19 protein-coding genes are annotated in these 19,458 nt (G+C 60.3%); 15 read left to right on the top strand and 4 right to left on the bottom strand.

From position 1 onward, the window contains the following. Window positions 1-2 precede the first annotated feature (2 nt). Entirely contained in the window at window positions 3-1,085 is a 1,083-nt protein-coding gene (locus LPA45_RS19925) for a glycosyltransferase family 4 protein (protein WP_199414673.1), read from the bottom strand. A gap of 320 nt (window positions 1,086-1,405) precedes the next feature. Between LPA45_RS19925 and LPA45_RS19920 the strand changes: the two genes are divergently transcribed. From LPA45_RS19920 to LPA45_RS19850, 15 genes are all read left to right on the top strand, one after another. Continuing rightward, a complete protein-coding gene (locus LPA45_RS19920; protein WP_116322095.1) occupies window positions 1,406-3,112 on the top strand; it encodes a phage integrase family protein in 1,707 nt (568 codons plus the stop codon). 45 nt (window positions 3,113-3,157) lie between these two features. Continuing rightward, window positions 3,158-4,579 carry a Shedu immune nuclease family protein gene (locus tag LPA45_RS19915; RefSeq protein WP_233528297.1) on the top strand — a complete coding sequence of 474 codons (1,422 nt, stop codon included), beginning with the start codon at window positions 3,158-3,160 and terminating at the stop codon, window positions 4,577-4,579. Window positions 4,580-4,646: 67 nt separating this feature from the next. After that, window positions 4,647-6,719 (top strand): ATP-dependent endonuclease, encoded by a 2,073-nt coding sequence (locus LPA45_RS19910; protein ID WP_116322096.1) that lies wholly within the window; start codon window positions 4,647-4,649, stop codon window positions 6,717-6,719. After that, complete coding sequence (locus tag LPA45_RS19905) at window positions 6,712-8,706, top strand: UvrD-helicase domain-containing protein (protein ID WP_116322097.1); 1,995 nt, start codon at window positions 6,712-6,714, stop codon at window positions 8,704-8,706. Before LPA45_RS19910 ends, LPA45_RS19905 begins: the two co-directional genes overlap by 8 nt. A gap of 533 nt (window positions 8,707-9,239) precedes the next feature. After that, window positions 9,240-9,488: a helix-turn-helix domain-containing protein gene (locus LPA45_RS19900; protein ID WP_116322098.1), complete on the top strand. Its 249-nt coding sequence runs from the start codon at window positions 9,240-9,242 to the stop codon at window positions 9,486-9,488. 197 nt (window positions 9,489-9,685) lie between these two features. After that, complete coding sequence (locus tag LPA45_RS19895) at window positions 9,686-10,246, top strand: hypothetical protein (RefSeq protein ID WP_116322099.1); 561 nt, start codon at window positions 9,686-9,688, stop codon at window positions 10,244-10,246. 9 nt (window positions 10,247-10,255) lie between these two features. Next, window positions 10,256-10,762 (top strand): hypothetical protein, encoded by a 507-nt coding sequence (locus LPA45_RS19890; RefSeq protein WP_116322100.1) that lies wholly within the window; start codon window positions 10,256-10,258, stop codon window positions 10,760-10,762. Between the two features lie 107 nt (window positions 10,763-10,869). After that, window positions 10,870-11,439, top strand: coding sequence for a hypothetical protein (locus LPA45_RS19885; protein ID WP_233528298.1), 570 nt, complete (start codon window positions 10,870-10,872; stop codon window positions 11,437-11,439). Beyond that, window positions 11,436-11,789, top strand: a complete 354-nt coding sequence (locus LPA45_RS19880) for a hypothetical protein (protein WP_367395100.1) — start codon at window positions 11,436-11,438, stop codon at window positions 11,787-11,789. The genes LPA45_RS19885 and LPA45_RS19880 overlap by 4 nt, the downstream gene beginning before the upstream one ends. 367 nt (window positions 11,790-12,156) lie before the next feature. Next, a complete protein-coding gene (locus LPA45_RS19875) occupies window positions 12,157-12,927 on the top strand; it encodes a hypothetical protein (RefSeq protein ID WP_271816356.1) in 771 nt (256 codons plus the stop codon). Window positions 12,928-12,943: 16 nt separating this feature from the next. Continuing rightward, window positions 12,944-13,909, top strand: coding sequence for a DUF2971 domain-containing protein (locus tag LPA45_RS19870; RefSeq protein ID WP_271816359.1), 966 nt, complete (start codon window positions 12,944-12,946; stop codon window positions 13,907-13,909). Window positions 13,910-14,264: 355 nt separating this feature from the next. Continuing rightward, window positions 14,265-14,483, top strand: coding sequence for a ribbon-helix-helix protein, CopG family (locus LPA45_RS19865; RefSeq protein ID WP_271816435.1), 219 nt, complete (start codon window positions 14,265-14,267; stop codon window positions 14,481-14,483). Window positions 14,484-14,833: 350 nt separating this feature from the next. Beyond that, a complete protein-coding gene (locus tag LPA45_RS19860) occupies window positions 14,834-15,532 on the top strand; it encodes a substrate binding domain-containing protein (protein ID WP_367395099.1) in 699 nt (232 codons plus the stop codon). A 229-nt stretch (window positions 15,533-15,761) separates the two neighbouring features. Then, the gene (locus LPA45_RS19855; protein WP_116324086.1) at window positions 15,762-16,154 is read left to right on the top strand and encodes a hypothetical protein; all 393 of its coding nucleotides are present in this window, start codon (window positions 15,762-15,764) and stop codon (window positions 16,152-16,154) included. 270 nt (window positions 16,155-16,424) lie between these two features. Then, window positions 16,425-17,477 carry an IS630 family transposase gene (locus LPA45_RS19850; RefSeq protein WP_116324014.1) on the top strand — a complete coding sequence of 351 codons (1,053 nt, stop codon included), beginning with the start codon at window positions 16,425-16,427 and terminating at the stop codon, window positions 17,475-17,477. Between the two features lie 188 nt (window positions 17,478-17,665). Here LPA45_RS19850 and LPA45_RS19845 read toward each other — a convergent pair whose 3' ends face one another. Genes LPA45_RS19845 through LPA45_RS19835 form a run of 3 tightly spaced genes read right to left on the bottom strand, consistent with a single transcriptional unit; the run spans window position 17,666 to window position 19,138 of the window. Continuing rightward, on the bottom strand, window positions 17,666-17,872 hold the full coding sequence (locus tag LPA45_RS19845) for a hypothetical protein (protein WP_062797544.1): 207 nt from the start codon (window positions 17,870-17,872) through the stop codon (window positions 17,666-17,668). Next, on the bottom strand, window positions 17,869-18,636 hold the full coding sequence (gene istB, locus LPA45_RS19840) for an IS21-like element helper ATPase IstB (RefSeq protein WP_062797542.1): 768 nt from the start codon (window positions 18,634-18,636) through the stop codon (window positions 17,869-17,871). The genes LPA45_RS19845 and istB overlap by 4 nt, the downstream gene beginning before the upstream one ends. Then, the gene (locus LPA45_RS19835) at window positions 18,623-19,138 is read right to left on the bottom strand and encodes a hypothetical protein (RefSeq protein ID WP_367395098.1); all 516 of its coding nucleotides are present in this window, start codon (window positions 19,136-19,138) and stop codon (window positions 18,623-18,625) included. Before LPA45_RS19835 ends, istB begins: the two co-directional genes overlap by 14 nt. Between the last annotated feature and the right edge of the window lie 320 nt (window positions 19,139-19,458).

The raw sequence follows: 19,458 nt of genomic DNA, 5'->3' as shown, positions 1-19,458 counted from the left end.
AGCTAGCGCGACTTCACCAGCGCGTCCCACTGCAGGGCAAGCCGCTCCAGCGCAAACCGGCTTGCCTTGCGGCGGCCTTCGGCGCCAAGGCGGCTGGCCGTGTCCGGCTGGCGGATCGCGGTCAGCAGCGCTTCGGCCAGCGCATCGGCATTGTCCGCCGGCACCATCAGCGAATCTTGTCCCGGTGCGAGCAGTTCGCGCGGGCCGGTCTCGCAATCGGTCGATACGATCGGCAGACCAAAGGCCATCGCTTCGATCAGCACCAGCCCGAAGCCCTCGTAGCGCGAACTCAGGCAGAAGACCGATGCGCGCCCATAGGCCTGCGCGGGATCGTGGCAGATGCCCGGCAGGCTGGCCCGGCCTTCCAGCCCAAGCTTGCCGATCAGTGCGGCGAGGGCAGAGCGCTCTTCGCCTTCACCGTGGATGACCAGTTGCCAATCCGGCGCCTGCCTGGCCACCGTATGCCAGGCGTGCAGCAAGACATCGAAACCCTTGGCGGCCACCAGCCGCCCCATCGCCAGCACGGTCTTCTGCGAGCGTGGTGCCGGTTCGGCAGGCAGCGGGAACGGCAGCGGATTGGGCAGGCAAACCACCTCGCTGCGTGGATGCAGCGCTTCCAGCCAGCGGCTGCGGTCCCGTTCCGTCAGCACCACCACCTGTCGGCAGTATCGCGCCGCCAGCCGGCGCGCCAGCTTGCGCACCGGCTTGCCAAGATCTTCGTCAAAGTGGCAATGCTCCCAGGCGATATGGTGCAGGCGCAGGCCGACGGTGGCGGGCCGTACGAAGAGTTCGAGCAGGGGGTCGACCTGCACCAGCACATCGGTCCGGTGCGCCGCGCAATGGCGCCGGATGCCTGCCGCGGTGGCGAAGTATGCGCGCTTGAAGGAACGTCGCTGCGCAAACAACGCCTCATGGCGGATACGCGGATGCAGGGCAAACTGACTATGTGCATCCACCAAGCTCAGGATGGTGACGTTGTGGCCAAGCCCGGCCAGCGCATTGGCAATGGTCGCCGCCACGCGCTCAGCGCCGGCCATCGCGTTTAGCGTGCCGGTCAGGAAACAGATATTGAGGGCTGTCACCATGGGCAATTCTCGAAGAAGTGTCGATCATGGCTGGCAAGGCGATCAGATCGAAACGCTGCCGGGCCAGCCAGGTCTGCAACGTGTGCGCGAGCCGTATCGCTGGATCCGAGGGCAAGCCTCATCGCGCCAGCTCGCTGTGGATACCGCGCATGACAAAGACCGGTCGCTCTTTATGTCTCACGGCGACAAGCATCACCGATGCTAGGGTAGGCCGCCTGTCACAGGGATTACGGGGACATGACAATCTTTCGTGGTCACCTCGGCTATTGTGATAACTATCCTTATCGTAATAGCACTGTTAGTGCGCTAAACTGGCGGGCATGCAATCCCGCCTCACTCAGACCGAGCCGCCACCGCGTGCGCAAGCCGGCTTCCCGGATGCCGCCGCGCTCGCCGCGCTGCGCGCCTGGCATGCCGGCCTGTCGAGCCGGGAGGCCGTTGTCCGCTACTTGGGTGAGGCGCGGGCGCAAGGGCAGTCGTCGCGCGGCGTCCTGGGTCGGATCCGGCGCCAGCTGGCGGGGTATGCCCGCAGCCGCCAGCGCGAGGACCTGGCCCGGCTGTTTGAGATGCCCGCGGCCGAGCGGGCGCAGCGGGGCCGGGTGGCCGACCAGGCGATCGAATGGTTGCGCGCACTGCCGGCACCGGTGCCGGCCATCAGCGACGACATCGGCCTGTGGCTGGCGCCGCGCGCGGTCGCGGCGCTGCGGGCACAAGGCATCGACACCCTGGCGGCGCTGACGGTGCGGGTGCCGCGCCGGCGCCGCTGGTGGGCGGCAATCCCGGGCCTGGGCGCGGCCGGGGCCCGGCAGGTCGAGGCCTTCTTTGCCCAGCACCCGCAGCTGACCGAACGCGCCCGGGCGCTGGTCACACTGCCGGCGCATCCCATCGTGGTGCCCTGGGAGCAGTTGCGCCTGCCGCATCAGGTCGACGGCTCGCGCGGTCAGTTTCGCGCGCCGCGCGAGACCTGCACGCTGAACGCGGACAACGACTACGCGGCGATCCAGGCCTGGCTGGCGTTGCACGAGGCCCCGGCCACGCAGCGGACGTACCGCAAGGAGGCCGAACGCCTGATCCTGTGGGCGATGATCGAGCGCGGGCGGCCGCTATCGTCACTGACGACGGAAGACGCGACGGCCTACCGTAGCTTCCTGCGTCGTCCGGCGCCCCATGCGCGCTGGGTCGGGCCCGCGCGGGCGCGGAGCGCGCCCGATTGGCGCCCATTCACCGGCGCCTTGTCAGCGCACTCCACCGCCCATGCTTTGTCCATCCTCGGGGCGATGTTCCGCTGGCTGATCCAGCAACGCTATGTGCTGGCCAATCCGTTTGCCGGCATCAAGGTGCGGGGCGGGGGACGTACGGCGGCCTTGGACCGCTCGCATGCCTTCACCGAAGGCGAATGGCTGCTGATTCGCACCCTTGCCGATGGCCTGGAGTGGTCGTATGGTTGGGACGCGTCGGCCGCGCAGCGGCTGCGCTTTGTGCTGGACTTTGGCTATGCCACCGGGCTGCGCGCCAGCGAGTTGGTCGGTGCAAGCCTCGGTGATATCGAGACCGACGACCAGGGCGACCACTGGCTCAAGCTGGTCGGCAAGGGCAGTCGCGCCGGCCGGGTGGCGCTGCCGCCGTTGGCCCGGGCGGCGCTGGATCATTACCTCGTCGCGCGCGCCTTGCCGGTGTCGGCGGCGCGATGGGATCCCACGACGCCGCTCGTGGGCGGGCTGGGCCAGGACATGGCAGCCGGTATCACCAGCACACGTCTGTGGCACGTGCTGCGGCGATTTTTTGCGCAAGCTGGCGCGCTGATCGCCAACGACCATCCGGCTGCGGCAGACAAGCTGCTGCGTGCCAGCCCGCATTGGATGCGCCATACGCATGCGACCCACGCGCTGGCACGAGGCGCGGAACTGACGACGGTTCGGGACAACCTGCGTCATGCCTCAATTTCTACGACCTCAACCTATCTGCACGGTGACGAAGTGAAGCGGGCACGACAGCTTGGGACAGCCTTCCCAGCCCATCGTGACTAGCCGAGTGATCCGTTGCAAAAAAAGGAACCCGCGTGAGGGGAACATATGGAAGGTGAACCAGTGCGTGGCGCCGAGTCAGCCGCCGTCTACGACCACGGCGAAGTCATGAATCCGAGCTTCCGGCTGGCAGTAGGTGCCGACGGAAGTCTTCCCTGCAGGGATCTCTACGTCCAGACCTTTGCACGGTCGGAACATGGGCCGGATGATTGGATTTCGCAGCCGGAGGGGCAGTGGCATTTGCTGGCGCGGATTCTGCCGCACAGCATCGTGACGTATCCCGTTCACACCAATCCCCATGCGCAGCGCTATTTGAGGCCTCGGCATGGGCGCATTCGGACAATCATCCTCCAGGGTGGCGAAGACCATGCGATGCCCGATAGTCCGGAGGCCGCGGTCTCGCTCATTGAAGCGGTGCTGCCCTGGCGTGCCTCCAATGATTGCGCTTACGGCCTTGGACTGACGAAGGAGCTGGATGCAATCTGGTTGGGCATCCAGCAGATTTCTGGTGTCGACACGCTCATCGTGACAAAAGACGGTGAGACCAAGCTCGAAGGCAGTGCGGTTGTGATGCCCGAGCGAGAATTGGACAGGCTGCGGCGCGCGCTGGACAGGGCGAATCGGCATGTGCGCAGTCGTGTCCAGTTGGCGAAGACCACTCACATCCGGAATACCCTGCTGACCCAACTAATCCCCGAGCGCTTTCCGCCGATCGTCCAAGTCGGAGCCACCGGCGAACTGGTCGAGGTGCGTCTGGATCGAGCGCGTCAATCGACTGCGGCAGTTCGCGCGCAGCGACGCGCTACCGTTCGGGCCGTGCGCGAGAATGCCGCGCTGATTGCCCACGAAGCCCCCGAGGAGCTAATGGAGCTCCACGCGGAAATCGAGCGGGTAACCTTGGCCAGCATGATCGAGCGTTATGAGGGGATGCTGGCACAGACGCTACCGGAAGGCCGGTGGCAGTCCTTTTTCGAGCACAACATCTTCATCCTGACGATGCTGTTCGCTCGGCCCGTTCGCCTGCTTCATACCCAGTTTCACGCCCAAGGGTCGAGTTTGAGTGGCTCTGGGGCGCAAGTTGGCGATTTCTTGCTCGGGGAACAGGGGCAATCGCTGGCGATTGTCGAGATCAAGAAGCCTTCGACCATGCTCATGCTGAACGCCGCGTACCGGAACAGCGAGGTGTATGGACCAAGTGCCGAGCTGAGCGGGGCCATTACGCAGGTGCTGTACCAGCAGAGTGCCCTGCACAGTAACTGGCTGGCTCACCAGATTCGGTCGGAGCTACGTGATTCCCGGCCCGACGCGACGAAATGCGTGATTATTGCCGGCTTGACGCCCACGGAGGAACGGCAGCGGCGCAGCTTCGAAATTTTCCGCAACGCGTGCAAGAATGTCGAGGTGGTAACGTTTGACGAGCTATTAGGCAAGCTGCGGGTTCTGTTGCAGCACCTGGCGCCCGCGAGTTGAGCAGACAACACCGATCCCTGTACTAAGCCGGTTTGCTGCGTCACCGGAATCTGAGAAGGTCGAATTCGTGTATATCTCCAAGATCCATATCGAGAATTTTCGCCGGTTTGGCGCGGGCGATGACGCCTTTGAGCTGTCGCTGAACCCCGGCCTGACAGCCTTGGTCGGGGAAAATGACGCTGGCAAGACGGCCATCATCGACGCGTTACGTCTGGTGATTGGCACGCGAGACCAGGAGTCGCTGAGACTGGATAGTACCGATTTTCATCAGTCACCCGCGGGGGCGCGTGCCAAGGACATCAGAATTCAGCTCACGTTTTCGGCGTTGACGCCAAGCGACAGAGCCGCATTTGCCGAGTATCTGACCTACCACGAAGACGGCCTTGTCGAGCCGCGTCTCATTGTGACGTGGATTGCTCGGCGGACGGAGGGTGGGGCAGGATTGCGCAAATACCTGCCGGTGGAATGGCGGACGGGAGCCATTGGTGATGGCCCCTCACTGGACTCGGAAGCCCGCTTCCAGCTTCAGGCAACCTATCTACGGCCGTTGCGTGACGCCGAACGCGCGATGTCGGCAGGGCGGGGGTCCCGGCTATCGCAGATTCTGCAGCATACAAAGGAGATCAAGGACGGCGTCGAGTTTGACGTCCAGGCGCTCCACACGCTGAAGCCCGAACATCTTAGCGTATTAGGCGTCGGTGACTACACGAATTACCTAATCGAAACGTCGCGCGGTGTGACAGTGACCCGCCAACGGCTGAACGACGACTATCTCAGGCATCTGTCCTTCTCTGGGGATACTCTGAATGCTCGCGTCCGCATTAACGGACATCGCGACGACAGTACCCGGTTGCGAACGCTGCTCGAGAAGCTTGAAGTCGCATTGGGCTCAAACGACCTGTCGGAAGACGCACACTCTCGTGGCCTGGGTTCGAACAATGTCCTGTTTATGGCCTGTGAGCTTCTGCTTCTAGGCACGGAGGAGGATGGCTTTCCGCTGCTAATCATTGAGGAACCGGAGGCTCACTTGCATCCGCAACGTCAGCTGCGGCTGATGGGCTTCCTCGCGGATCAGGCATCTCAGGTGCGGCCGGATGGCCAGCAAATTCAAGTCATCCTGACCACGCACAGTCCGAATCTGGCTTCCCACGTGAAACTGGACAACCTCGTACTCGTACGGGACGGTCGCGCCTATCCGATGGGCGAGGGCCAGACCAAGCTGGAGAGAACCGATTACCGCTTCCTGCAACGGTTCCTTGACGTGACGAAGGCAAACCTGTTCTTCGCCCGTGGGGTCGTGATCGTCGAGGGGGATGCGGAAAACATCCTGCTTCCGACGCTAGCCAGGCTTGTGGGACGTGATTTCGAACGGTTTGGGGTGTCCGTCGTCAATGTTGGGGGTGTCGGACTCAGCCGTTATGGTCGGATCTTCATGCGTCGGAATCCAGGCATTAGCCGCGAGCTGAAAGTCCCGGTCGCGTGCATTACCGACATGGATGTGATGCCCGATTGTGCGCCGCAAATTGTGGGGAAGATCGAGGCGGGCGCGACCATCCCCAAGCTGCCCGGTTCCAAGCGCCGCTGGAGGGTAAAGAGCGACTTCTTGCCGGGAGGGCTCGAATCGAGGCGGCACAAGATCCGCGATAAAGCACAGGAGCAGCAGGTTCGCACCTTCGTGGCGGACGAATGGACGCTTGAGTACGATCTTGCGTACTTCGGCTTGGAGAAGGAACTGTGGTTGGCGGCTGCCCTGGCCGACGCCGATGACAAGCTGAACGAGAAGAAGGCGACGCCATTTCGGGTTATGTGGGTCGCTTTGCATGCCTACGAGGAGATCGCTAGCCTGTCGCAAGAGGAACGTTGCTCGCACGTGTACGAGCCCTTCGCCAGATCAGGGGGCGTGTCGAAGGCGATTGCCGCGCAGTATTTGGCGGAACTGTTGGAGTCGAGCGTGCGGCGGGACGAGAAGGAACGGGATCGTTTGCTTTGGCGCCTTCCTCAATATATCCGGGATGCGATCGCTCATGTGACGGAGCCGTTTGAACCGCTACCTACGTCGACGCCTGAGGCGAAGGCTGCTGACAATGCGCTTGACGACGCGAGCTGCCCAGCGATGACACAGGGGGCCGATCATGCGTGAACCGATTGCGCCAAGCTTCAGCCCTATCAGCGATACGGAAATCGCGTGGGCCTGTGCCATCATGGGGTTGCCAGATAACGCCTTCTCGGCCGAGGGGAGCGAGGATCCGCGGCTTACCGTCATGCGGTCCCTGGACACGCTAGATGTCGAGGCCTGTCCTGGCAGCGGGAAGACAACCTTGTTGGTCGCGAAACTGGCAATTCTCGCCAACCGATGGACATCGAGCCGCCATGGGATCTGTGTGCTATCGCATACCAATGCCGCCAGAACTGAAATTGGCGATCGCTTGAGCGTATCAAGCGCCGGCGTACGCCTGCTGCGCCACCCACACTTCGTTGGCACAATCCATTCGTTCGTGAATGAGTTCCTGGCAGTGCCTTGGCTGCGTTCCAAGGGATTCCCCATCAGGGCGATTGATACCGACATTGCACTGCAGGATCGGTGGCGCCGGATCCCATGGAACATTCGACTCGGTCTCGGCAAAAAGCGTATGGGATGGTGGTCCCTGACGTACACCAGACCGGATTACACGGGAGGGCCGAAGGAAGAGTATTCCAGTGCAACGCCGACATACAAGGCCATGCTTGACGCCTGCCAGGAGTCGACAGCGGCGGGGTACTATTGCTTTGATGAAATGTTCATTTGGGCATCGGAATTGCTCGATCGTCACCCGCATGTCATCCACACGATTCGTCGTCGCTTTCCCTTCGTGTTTATTGACGAAGTCCAAGATAATTGTGAGTTGCAAGCAGCATTTCTGCACCGGCTGCTCGTGGACGGCGAGGATCCTGTGATTCGTCAACGCTTCGGTGATTCTAATCAGGCGATCTATCATGCATCAGGTGCCGGCGGCGCCGTAACCGATTGCTTTCCGGGGTCCCAAAAGGCCGATTTGCCGAATAGTTTTCGATTTGGGAACGAAATTGCCTTGGTGTCTGCGCCGCTGGGGGTTCGCCCCCAAGCGCTTGTTGGGCAGGGACCGACGCCAGCGAAAGTCCAGCACGCCACCTGCAAGAACACGCTCTTTCTGTTCGATGACACGTCGGTATTGGATGTGCTTCCCGCCTATGCGCGCCATTTGCTCAAATCCTTTGATCACGAGGCGCTCGCGAGAGGCGAGTTCACCGCGGTCGCTGGAGTGCATCGGTCCGATAAAGACGATCATTTGCCACGGTTCATGGGGCACTATGCGCCTGACTACCTTCCCGAACTCGCCGGCCGTCAGCCCAAACCAGCCTCGTTTCTCCAGTTTCTCGCGCGCGCAAGGCTGGAGCTGGAGGAAACCCGAAGCACCCATCCAGTAACGCGATATTGCGCGGAGGCAATGCTCAAGCTCATTGAGCTTTCAAGTCCGGATCAAACCATCCCGACTGGCCGCCATGCTCATCGGCACCTGCTCTCGCTACTCAACAGCGACGGGGATCGCAGCAGCTATCTGACGATTCTGGATAGTCTCATCGTACAGAGAGGTCAGGTGTCTGCGGACCAATGGCAGGACACGATCCACCCAAAGTTGATTGCCTTAGCCGCTGGCGTCACGGGAGGCCCCATCACCAACGGGGCGGCCCTCCAGTTTCTCGCATGGACAGATGAGTCGACTGCCCAAGAGAGTGCTGACGCGAAACGTTTGGTCAATCAATTTCAGTACCCTGACAAGAATCCAAAAGTGTCGATTCGCCTCGCATCGATTCACGGGGTGAAAGGGGAGACGCATACCGCCACGCTAGTCCTCGAGTCCTTTCAGAAGACGCACCAACTGAAGGCGCTGCTTCCGTGGCTCACCGGAAAAAAGCCAGAAGCGAAGAGCGACAACACGGCAGAAACTCCGACGCTACAGGAACGTCTGAAATTGCACTACGTTGCCATGACCCGACCTTCCCATATGCTGTGTTTGGCGATGCGACGCGATACCCTGGGCAAGGGCGATCTAGCGGCTTTTCAGGGAAGAGGGTGGCATATCGTTGACTGCAATGCTGCCGAAACCTAGCGCGCTACGCCGGTACCCCCGTAGCCTGGTTGATTACGCCCGATTTAGATTGCCATCTTGTAATGCGTGCGCAACATCACGGTTAGCTACCGCCTTGTACATTGGAGACTGATGGGCGCTTCCGAGCTTGGCGGGGTAAGCGGAGACATCCATCGCGCCAGCTGACGCCTCTCTCCCAGGGGCCCAGCATTCTATAAGTCCCCGCAGCATCCTAGGCTGCGGGGACTCTGTTTTTTCTGACGCACACAGATCGCGGCGAAAAGCCAAAGGTGTCATCCGGCGTATCGCCGTAAATGCCGTCTTGTTGCGCGAGTTCAGTCGGGTCGCTAGAGCCCATGATTACCTGGTTTCGTTCAAGAAGATCGCCATGTGGTGGCACATCTTCATCATTGTGCTCGGTCAGAGCGCAGCGGCCGCTCGCGACTTCCGGGAGGCGTCCGCCAGCTTCGATTCCCTCATTTATAGGGGTTGACGATAATCCCCGCTGGGGATATAAGTGACCAGGAAAATTAGACCAATATAAATTGGAATAAATGGGATCCAAGCAGAAACGCTATCCAGCCGCCCAGCAGGATTTTCTGCGGGAGGCAATGAACCAACTCGGGATGACGCGCGAAGAGTTTGCGGCACGCCTCAGCGTGGCCAAGCGGACGCTCGACAAGTGGCTCTTACCGAGTGAGTCATCTGACTCCCGGGGCTTGCCAGAGATGGGCCGTGCATACATCCAAGAGATTCTGGCGTGGCACCACAATTCAAGTTCAGATTCGGGGTCGCCTCGATAGGGTGTAAATGACAGGGGACCCGGCGGCGGTCTTTCGACAGGGCTGCCGGCGAAATGTCTACTGGTCCGACATCATGCATGAGCAAGTTTCCTCCTTCACCAGCGATCGTTCAGGAGCCGGAAAAGAGGGTAGCAATGCGGTCAAATGGCTCGGGCCCGATTGTCATACCCGTTGTGAGAGCAATAGGAAATGCGAGAATGGATAAGAACATGCTCAGGCTTCTCCAGGAGCGTTTAGGCAGAACAGCGATTGGCGCTTCGACTGCCCGTGGAATGGGGCCTGTCGGGACGATTCAAGCAGCGAGGTCCTTCCTGCAGGCGTGCGACCTGAGGTCCATCAAGGCGAACTCCCCGCAGGCCTATCGCCGACGACTGGATGAGTTGACCGACGCATTGATCGAACGTCTCCCGGCGGACGCACAGCATTGGGGGAGCGCGCGAAAGTTCGTCAACATCTTTCTGCGCAACTGTGCCTACAACCGTTTCATGTGTGAAGCATATCGCCTTGACCGGGTGGAGGCGTGGATGGAAGTGCCGCTAGATAGCCACGTCGCGGCTGGTCTGAAGCACGACGCGCTGGAGGCCAATCTTGACCTAACGTTGCCACGCTGGAAAACGGTAATCGGCCTGACGCCGGAACTTAGCGATAGCTGGCAGAGGGTGGCCCATGCTATTGCGCAGAGGGGAGGAATCCACCGCGTGCACCTCGACGTCAGGTATTGGAACGGGGCGCATTTGCAGCTTCAGGCGAGGCATTAGGAACGAGCAATGGACTCATCGCTGGCCAAGGCGGGGCGTATGGAAGCCGCTTCAAACGAAGATGCGGTATTGAAAGCATTTGCTGCGGAACATTCCCATGATCAGTTTTCGATCAACCGGAGCGCGAGCCTCGGTGCTGCCGGCGTATGCGTCGCAATTGCACTGACCATGGTACAAACTCAACTCAGGACGAATGATGCGGTAGCCAGCGTCATCTGTTCCTGCATCGCAATTCCACTTTTTCTTCTTTCCGCGTTTATTAACGAGTACTTCTTGTTCTTGGGGGAGAAGTCGTATGGTTTTTACGAACATGTGCGTATCCCGCTACGTCTGATCAATGCATCTGCCGGCGGATTGCTCCTGATTTCTTTTGCATACGCCTCGCACAGTGTTTCGTCGTATGCTTTTTATGTGGTACTGGTTGCGTCGGTCGCGGCCGCTGTTGGCTTTGGGCGATTTCACCGTAAGCTGGAATCTTGGCTTGCGAAACAAGCTATTGAACGACTCGAGCCCTAAGACCCAGATGGCTATCTATGATCGTAATGTCGAATGGCCCCGCTGCGTGGCTGCGCCGTTCGAGGTCGGCGCACAACGAAGAACCCCTGAGATGCGAAGAAGCTAACATGCCGAAGGCCAATGCGAAACGCTTGTCTGAACTGAGATTCGGCAATGATGTAGGGGCGATCAACGCAGCCCTGGCTAAAGGCGAGATTACCGAACGGCAAGCACAGAACATGCTGAAGTTCATCGCGACTGCGACTGCAATCAGGGAGCATCCTTTGCAGACATATCCCATCCAGGACCAGGCTGGTCAGTTTTTGGGAGAGGTCACTGCTCGCCCTGATGGGACCTGGTCAGCGCGTCGATATGGACCCGAGTACAAGGCAGGCGGCGCGGTCCTCGCAAGCGCGGAGGAGGCCGAGCGTTACGTCCGCGGCGTCCCTCAGGCGACTGGGACGGAGGTGGGTGTCGAGATCGGCGACCTTGATCTGGCAGCATTGCTTGGTGAGCCCACCAGTGCGCTGCTCGTAGCGGGACTCCAGGCGCTCTGGCGCGAGCGCGTGGCCGCACGCAGCGCGACGTTGTCTGTTGCGACCATGCGCGGCGTAGAGCCACCTGCAGAAGAGATGTTTGGCATTGAAGAAGTTGCTGCGCTACTACGGCGCCTCGGGGCCGCGCCGGCTTCAATTTGATCGAAAAAGCAATCGAAATCACAACGACGATAGGCCCCGCATCGCTGATACGGGCGTGGCGGAAGCCGTGCGATAGTCAGCGAACACGGCGGGCGCTTTACCCGAAGTTGCGCGCCGTCGTTACAGCTGAGTCACCACCGAAAATGAGGGAATCGATGAGTTTAGCGGCAAACAATGGCACGGTGCTCGAACGTCTGATGAACGCTGCCACTGACATCTTCCTCGGCGCACTGAAGCACACTGACCATGGCGGTCGCTTCAAGGGGCTGTTTACACTGAACGTCGATGGGGTACCAAAGCCTGTGTTATTGGTCGGCAGCGCGCATGGCAGCCACGAAGACGGTGAGTGATTGCGGTCCTTAACCCGGATTCCGAGGTGAACGAAAAGCTGCGCCCGGGGGTTGCCTACAATGGTGCGTCCTTAAAGGAAATCGTCGCGGGTAGGTGTGATGCCATGGTCCATGTATGGATTGACGCGTACAAGAGCGACTCTTTCACGATGCTCGAGAAGTACACGGCGCGTGCGTCTGTCGGGCCGAAGTTCAAAGTCTGAAATGGGCTGGAGACGCCATGCCGGCACTGACTCTTGCGGATTCGCCTAGACTTGCGATCAACGTTCCGCGGGAGGCCGCAGGGTCCCGTAGTCAAGACGCCGACCGGGCCAATGTTCTGCTAGCGATGCATGGCGAACCGCCGGAACACCTGTAAAGCAGCGAAATGAAAACACTTCAGTGGGAAGAGCGCCTCCACTATCGCGACCGCTTGCGCGCATCGCGCTATGCAGCTTTGGCAGACGCCGAGGCGTTCAGCGAGATCTGTTTCGCTGTGGAGGCAATAGGTCTTCGCCTGGATGGAAGGGAGGCGACGATGAATCAATACTTCCACCGGATACGAGCATTAGCGGAAGACTCTGTTGCATTCAGCGAAATGCCTCACCGATTTCCGCAACTGTTCTCTCGCTTTGATGCCCTATACAAAACCGTGCAAATCGCGCGCAACGACGCCATGCACGCCGGCATATACGCGCGACATGTCACCACCGCAGCGATTGAATTGTGCATAGGTTTGGAGGAGGCCTTGATGAAAGAGCAACAGTTGGTACGAACGAAGGTCAAGGACTACATGGTCCGGTCACCCATCATCGTGCATCCCTGGCAGCCAGTTGCATACGCTCGCCAGCTGATGCTGATGCATTCGTTCACGTTCCTCCCTGTCAAGATCGGCGATTGGAAGCTGGTTCCAGAGGTATCCATGGCGAAATTCTTGCGACGACATGATGACAGGAAGTTGGCCCTGGGCATATCTATTCAAGACGCTGCGGGCTTGGAGAACAATGCTCTCGACCTCCTTACGGCGCACGTGGTGGGGCCGGAGGACGAGGTGTCTGACCTCCTCAGCGGTGCGCAAGCGAATCAACCAACACTGTGGTTAGTCGACGATGGTCATGCTGGGCTCGCTGGCGTGCTGTCCCCGTTCGAACTGATGTGACGCGGAAAAGAACGATATGCAAGGGACAGAGTTATACAACGCGCTCGTGCCCGCACTGTGGGGCGATGTGGACGAGGACAAGCACTTTCCTGTGGCGCAGCCGTTGCTCGCCCACTATACGTCGGTGGCAAACTTGGTCAATATCGTGAAGGGAGCGGAGCTTTGGTTCTCCAATCCTCTCAACATGAATGACTACGAGGAGATGCGGTACGGGTTGAGTGAGGGCATGCGCGCGGCGGAATCGCATGCGCTCCTCCGGGCGACTTGCGAAGAGCACGGCTACTATGCGGAGTTCATCGAAAGCCTATCGACTTGCTACCGGCGGTTTGAGAGTGAGCACGCGTTTGACACGTATGTCGTTTGCTTTTCGAAGCATGATGAGGCCAAGGATGTCGATGGTCGCCTATCGATGTGGCGCGGGTACGGTGGAAATGGTAGTGGCGCAGCCATCGTGATTGATACAAAGAAGATCAATGCAAACGAACAGTCACCATTCATCATCGCCCCCGTCGATTATGGCACCGCCGAAGAGCGAAGGGCATGGATAAGTGAAAGGCTTGATGTTCTCGCCGCGGAATTGAAGCGGCAACAGGTGCGAAAGGACGGTGCCCCAATGGCCGCAGCGGCGTTCTTCGAGCGCTTAAAGCAGTTCGCCTTGTTCTCGAAGCATCGCGGATTTGAGGAAGAGAAGGAGTGGCGGGTCGTCTATTTCAGAGATAGAGATTCGGCGGGGCGTCTTTCCGCCATGTTCGGCTACCACATTGGCGCAGACGGAGTGCATCCGAAGCTGAAGCTCAAGTTGGCGCCGATCGACGGAGTCACCGGCGATGACTTCGGTCTTGACAATATTGTGCACCAAATCATTCTCGGGCCGACGCATACAGGTGTATCAAGGCTGGCCGCACTTAGGATGCTGCAACTTGAACGCCCCGCGCTTGCAAGTCGATTGAGGGCCTCCTCGACGCCATTCCGGCCGTCGTAACCAGAAACAATCCACCAACGGAATCTTACAATGGAAGAGCAGTTGTTGAACGACGCTGCTCAGGGGTTGGTACACCTCACCGGCGTGGGTAACGTCTCGGTGTGGACGGAGCAGGTCTATATTGCGTGACGGGCACGTAAGGACGAGGTAGGCCGCGCACCCTCCGTTGATCGAAGGAAAAGGCATGATCACCGCAGAATCGAAATCACGGTTCCGACTTTGGTGAAAGATGGTGTTGCACTAACCGCTCAAGTTGAGAAGCTCTTTAGTACCGTCGCGGCAGCGATACGGGGAGCCAAGTTTGAAGACGCTTGCAGTGTGGTATATCGTGCATATTGCGCAATCGGAGACAGATGTGGGCCGAATCTTGATCGATTTACCTGATACGCAAATAGAGGAATTAGCGGCAATAGCGGAGGCCGAGCATCGTTCACGGGCCGCTGTCATCCGCGATGCCGTCAAGACGTACATTTCGCAGCGAAAGCTGGGGCTTGGGGCTGACGTATTCGGGCTGTGGAAGGACAAGAAGATCGACGGCCTCGAATACCAGCTGGAGCGGCGCTCGGAGTGGTGAACGGCGCTCAATATGCGCCAAATGTCACTTTCGTCCAATGACGCCCCTTGGCCAGCTCGAGCTAGTCACGCCGGTGGGCTCTCTGGTCGATGATATTCCGATGTTCCGGTGCAGCTAGGCACCCTATGCTGAAAGTGCCCGATCCCAGCCCATCTGCTCCCGGTTCATTCAGACTCCCATCCTGCGAATTGACGTTCAAAATCCGCGGGGTTGAAGTAATCGCGCTCATACAGTGATCTTGTCGTCCACCACTGTGCGCGTTCCCGTCAGCACCTGGCGCCGGCGGCAGTCTGGACACGCTGCAGTCGGCGATCGAGGAGACCGCCTCAGGCGCGGCCGAACCCGCGGGCGTGCTGAAGGTAAGCCTTAGCCCCACGGTGGGTCCGGCCTATATCCTGCCCTTGCTGCCGGAGTTCCTGCGGCGCTATCCGCGTGTGCGGCCGGAATGGCATTTCGAGAGCCGGCAGGTCGATCTCGTGCATGAGGGATATGACCTGGCGATCGGCGGCGGCTTTGAACTGTCCGCCGGAATTGTCGCGCGCGCCCTGGCGCCGGCTCATATCGTCGCGGTCGCGTCTCCCGACTATCTGCGCAACGCTGGGGCGCTGCCTGACCATCCCGATGAACTGGGGAGCCTGCGAGGCGTTGTAATGCGAAGCATTGCGACAGGCCGTATTCGGAAATGGACCATGCAAGGCCCGAACGGCGCGCAGGCTACGGCGGCGGTGAACGAGGACATTGTGATGAACGATCCCGCATCCATGCGCGAAGCCACGAGGGTCGGGCTGGGCGTGGCGATGCTTGCGGTGCCGGACGTCCTGACGGACCTTGCGGAAGGCCGGCTGGTCCGCCTGCTTCCGGAATGGCACGCCGACGCGGGAATGATCTCGCTCTACTACGCATCCCGACGGCTATTACCAGGGAAGACACGTGCGTTTGTGGACTTCGTGATCGAGCATTTCCGGCGGTTCGGCTACGCCGAAAAATTCGACGCCACAACGAACCATGTGGCCCGCGAAAGCAAAAGAATGCGACAGCAACGCAAATGAGCGGTATGGACTATCGGTAATGAGGCCAGTGTCGTGGTGAAACCATGGCAGCCCGGGATGCCAATTCCGGCCTCCAAGTGGGTTGATGCACACATAGGTACCGTTGGAAGGTAGGCACCTGGACATTGCCTGTCTTATGGGTCTGGCTCTGCAGATTGGCCGTATAAGCACTTGAGCACCAGGCGTTGAAGTGCCGGTGCTTGTTGTCCGTTAGGGAGGCTCTGCAAATATGAAACTCCGTCCCACAGAACGCCAGTACCTCCTGGAGCAACACGCCAAAGCGGTTGACCGTATGGTCAGGTGCCTGAATGACGCTGAACTCCAGAAGGCCGACGAGGAGGTAGTCTCGGCTTGGGCAGAGTATTCCGACGACAATTGCGCAACGTGGCTTGCACTTCCGGATGACGATGCGACCTTGCGCACCATTCTTCTGAGGTACTTGGTGCGTCAGGAACAAGAAGCGGCTTCTGAGCGCGTTACCGCTATTGCTGCTGCAGACGGGAGCGGGGATCTCATGATTTCGTTGTCTGCAGAGCTAGTCGAGTCCCTTGACTGGAGGGAAGGAGATCAGCTATCGATTGAGATCGCCGACGGCGACACGTTGGTGCTCCAACGCCTATAGCACAGCAGGCGTTCGAGCCACCAGCGCTCAAAACATCCGCGACGGCTTAACTTCCGCCACCGAAACGGCCCCAGCAAGGTCGCTGGGGGTTGCAACTTCAGCGTCCGCTTGTGCTCACTATTTAGTCGTTGAGTCGGGAAACGCCCTCAATGAGGTTGGGGTGCCAAGCGATGCCTTGAAGCAACGTGTGGTTCGTTCGCACCCAATGTTCGGAATCGCACTAGTCCACTGCGTCTTTGAAATAGCACCCCTTCCATCTATGATGGATGCATGGGAAAGATGAACTTGGACGAGCTCGAACGAGAGCAATTGTTGGCAGCCACGCGCAGCCAGACGGTGCGTGTGGGGGATGTGCGTCGGGCCAGGTTGATCCTGATGCTCGAAGACGGGGAATCGCGCGAGGCGATCATGCAGCGGCTCGGTTGCGATTCGCGCTTTATCGCGCGTTGGTCGCGTCGGTTTCTGGCCGAGCGGCTGGCGGGCCTGTATGCACGCCATCCCGGCAGAGCCCCCGCGCGCGCGCCGGAGAAGCTTGAGGCGCGTGTGTTGAACACCACGCTCAAGCGCAAGCCAGCCGACGGCTCCACGCATTGGAGTAGTTACAAGCTGGCCGCAGAGTTGGGCAACGTGTCGGTCTCGACCGTGCAACGTATCTGGCGCAAACATGGTCTGCGCCCCCATCGAATGGCGCAGCACATGATCTCCAACGATCCGGACTTCGAGACCAAGGCTGCCGACGTCATTGGCTTGTACCTGAACCCGCCGGCGCATGCGGTGGTGTTCTGCGTGGATGAGAAGACCGCGATCCAGGCATTGGACCGCAAAGACCGCATGTTGCCGCTGTCTCCTGGGCGTGCCGAAAGCCATGGATTCGAGTACAAGCGCAACGGCACCTTGAGCCTGTTTGCCGCGTTAAACACGGCCACCGGAGAAGTGCTAGGCAAGACTGCGGCGCGCCACACCAGCGAGCAGTTCGTGGCGTTTCTGACCGATATCGTGGCCCATCAGCCCGAGGGTCAGGAAATCCATGTGATCTGTGACAACGTGAGCAGCCACAAGACGTCGCGCGTCCAGGAATTCCTGCGGGCCTATCGGCACGTGCACATGCACTTCACGCCCACCTATTCGTCGTGGCTGAACCAGGTGGAGAATTGGTTCTCCCGTATCCAGCGTGACGTAATTAGTCGCGGCATCTTTACTTCCGTGAAGGACCTGGACCGGAAGCTGATGCGCTATATCCGTCAGCACAACGAGAATCCGGCACCCATCAAGTGGAAGTACAACGACCCAACTCGGCGAATTCGCCCGGTGCCATTTAACTGACGCAGTGTACTAGGCAGTGGTGAAAGTCAGGGGCGGCCGTCGGCCCCAGCGAACCGGGCGTTCGCGCGGCGCGGGGGTTGTTGACGGCGGTGTAAAAGCGACAGTAAATGGCGGCGTATGGTTGGGTCAGAAGGTCAACAGCAAGGGGCCGCATGCGGCCCCTTGCTGTTTGGGTTGGATGGTGCAGGCTAGAACGGATCGTCGAGGCTTTTCTCGGGGGGCGAGCGCTGCTCACGCAGCAGGTCATGCAGTGCGAGCTGGTAGTGCGCGCAGATTCGCTCGCGTAGATCGTCGATGAGTTCGACGACGGCGAGGGCCTGTTCTGGGGACCAGTTGTCTGGGATCAGGAAGTCCAGCCCGTTGGTGATTCCTGAAGGCAGGTGCAGATGCGTCATGATGGCTTTTTCTCCGCCCGGGCCACGCTGCGTTTCTTTGCTCGCTGATCGGCCCGCTCACGCGCTTCCTTGACGCGATACGACTCGCCCTCGATCGCGATGACTTCGGCACGATGCACCAGTCGGTCAACCAGCGAGACGACGCAGGCGGCGTTCGGGAACACCTCCGACCATTCGGCGAATGGTCTGTTTGTTGTAACCACCGTACTGGTGGCGCCATATCGGCGACTGATGAGCTCGAACAGCAGATCGGCATGTCGGTTCGAGTACGACAGGTAGCCGACCTCGTCGATGACCAGAACGTCCGGCGAGGCATAGCGGTGCAGGCGTCGACGCAAGGCCGAATCGCTGTCGAGGGCGGCCAGCTCGCCGAGCATCTGGCCGGCGGTGGTGAACAGCGCTGTGTGCCCTTGGACGAGCGCCTGATAGGCCAGATTCAGCGCCAGGGTCGATTTGCCGACGCCGTTCGGGCCGATCAGCACGACGTTGGCCGAGTCCTTGACGAACTCCAGCGACATCAATTCTTCGACGGCGGCCCGGTCGCAGCGCGTCGGCCAGGCCCAGTCGAAGTCGCACAAGGGCTTGAAGTTGCCCAGTCGGGCATCCCGGATGCGTCGCTCCAGCGAGCGGCGCGAGCGCTCCTCTTCTTCCCATTGCAGCAGCGGCGCCACCCAGCCGGCGTCGGCGACCTCCGGCCAGTGTGCCAGTAGCCCATGCAGGCGCAAGGCGTTCGCACGGCTTTGCAGGTTCTCAGGCGTGTTCATTGGCATCTCCCGTGAGCTGATCGTAGATGTCGAGGCGGTGGGGTATCACCAGCTTGTCCTTGTGCCGGACGTGTTCAGGTAGATGGATACCCACGGGCGGCGGTGCCTGGCGCGCCTCGCGCCGGCGCTCCAGCGCCAGGCGCACCGGATTCTGGTGAGGCGCCGCATCGCTGGCGAGGATTTCCTCGATCGCCGCTTGCAATTCAGCGGCGCCATAGCGGTCGAGCAGCCGCAGCAGGTGGGTGGTGATGTTGCCCAGATTGCCGCCCCGTTCCGCTGCGCGCTGCAGCAGCGCCTGGCTGGCCGGCGCCGCCCGAGCCAGATGGTCAAGTCCGCGATGGTGGCGGGCTTCGCGTTTGCGTTCGACCAAGGCATTGATGTGCGCGGCAATCTCTATCTGCGCGCCGCGATCGTAACTGCGCTCATGAGTGGCGAGCAGTTCCGTGCCATCGAGGATGCGTACCTGCCGGGGACTGGCCCGCACCGTGAGCGTGCGTCGCACATGCGTATGCGGGATCGTGTTATGCGCAAGAGAAAAACAATGGACATCAGCAGGAGCCTTGAAAAGGCTGGTATCAGCAGTCTACGGCGTGTCCATCAGATCAGCTGAAAAAGTGGACAGTACGACCATCGGGGTGTCCATCTTCCGCCGCAAGTTTCGCATGGTCGGAAGCCCAATACAGCCGGGCGTCCGACCATGCTGGAGCGTGTCAAACCATCGCGTGTCAAGGGTTCACTTCGCCGGGCTTCGCCCGCCCTTGACCCGTTCAGAGGTGTCACGGAACCATGATTGGATTTGATGCGTCACCACGCGGGGTGGGC

It is taken from the genome of Cupriavidus sp. Agwp_2 (assembly GCF_040784895.1).
Classification (GTDB): domain Bacteria; phylum Pseudomonadota; class Gammaproteobacteria; order Burkholderiales; family Burkholderiaceae; genus Cupriavidus.
The sequence above is the reverse complement of the archived record's forward strand: the minus strand, read 5'-3'. Positions and strand labels throughout refer to the sequence as shown.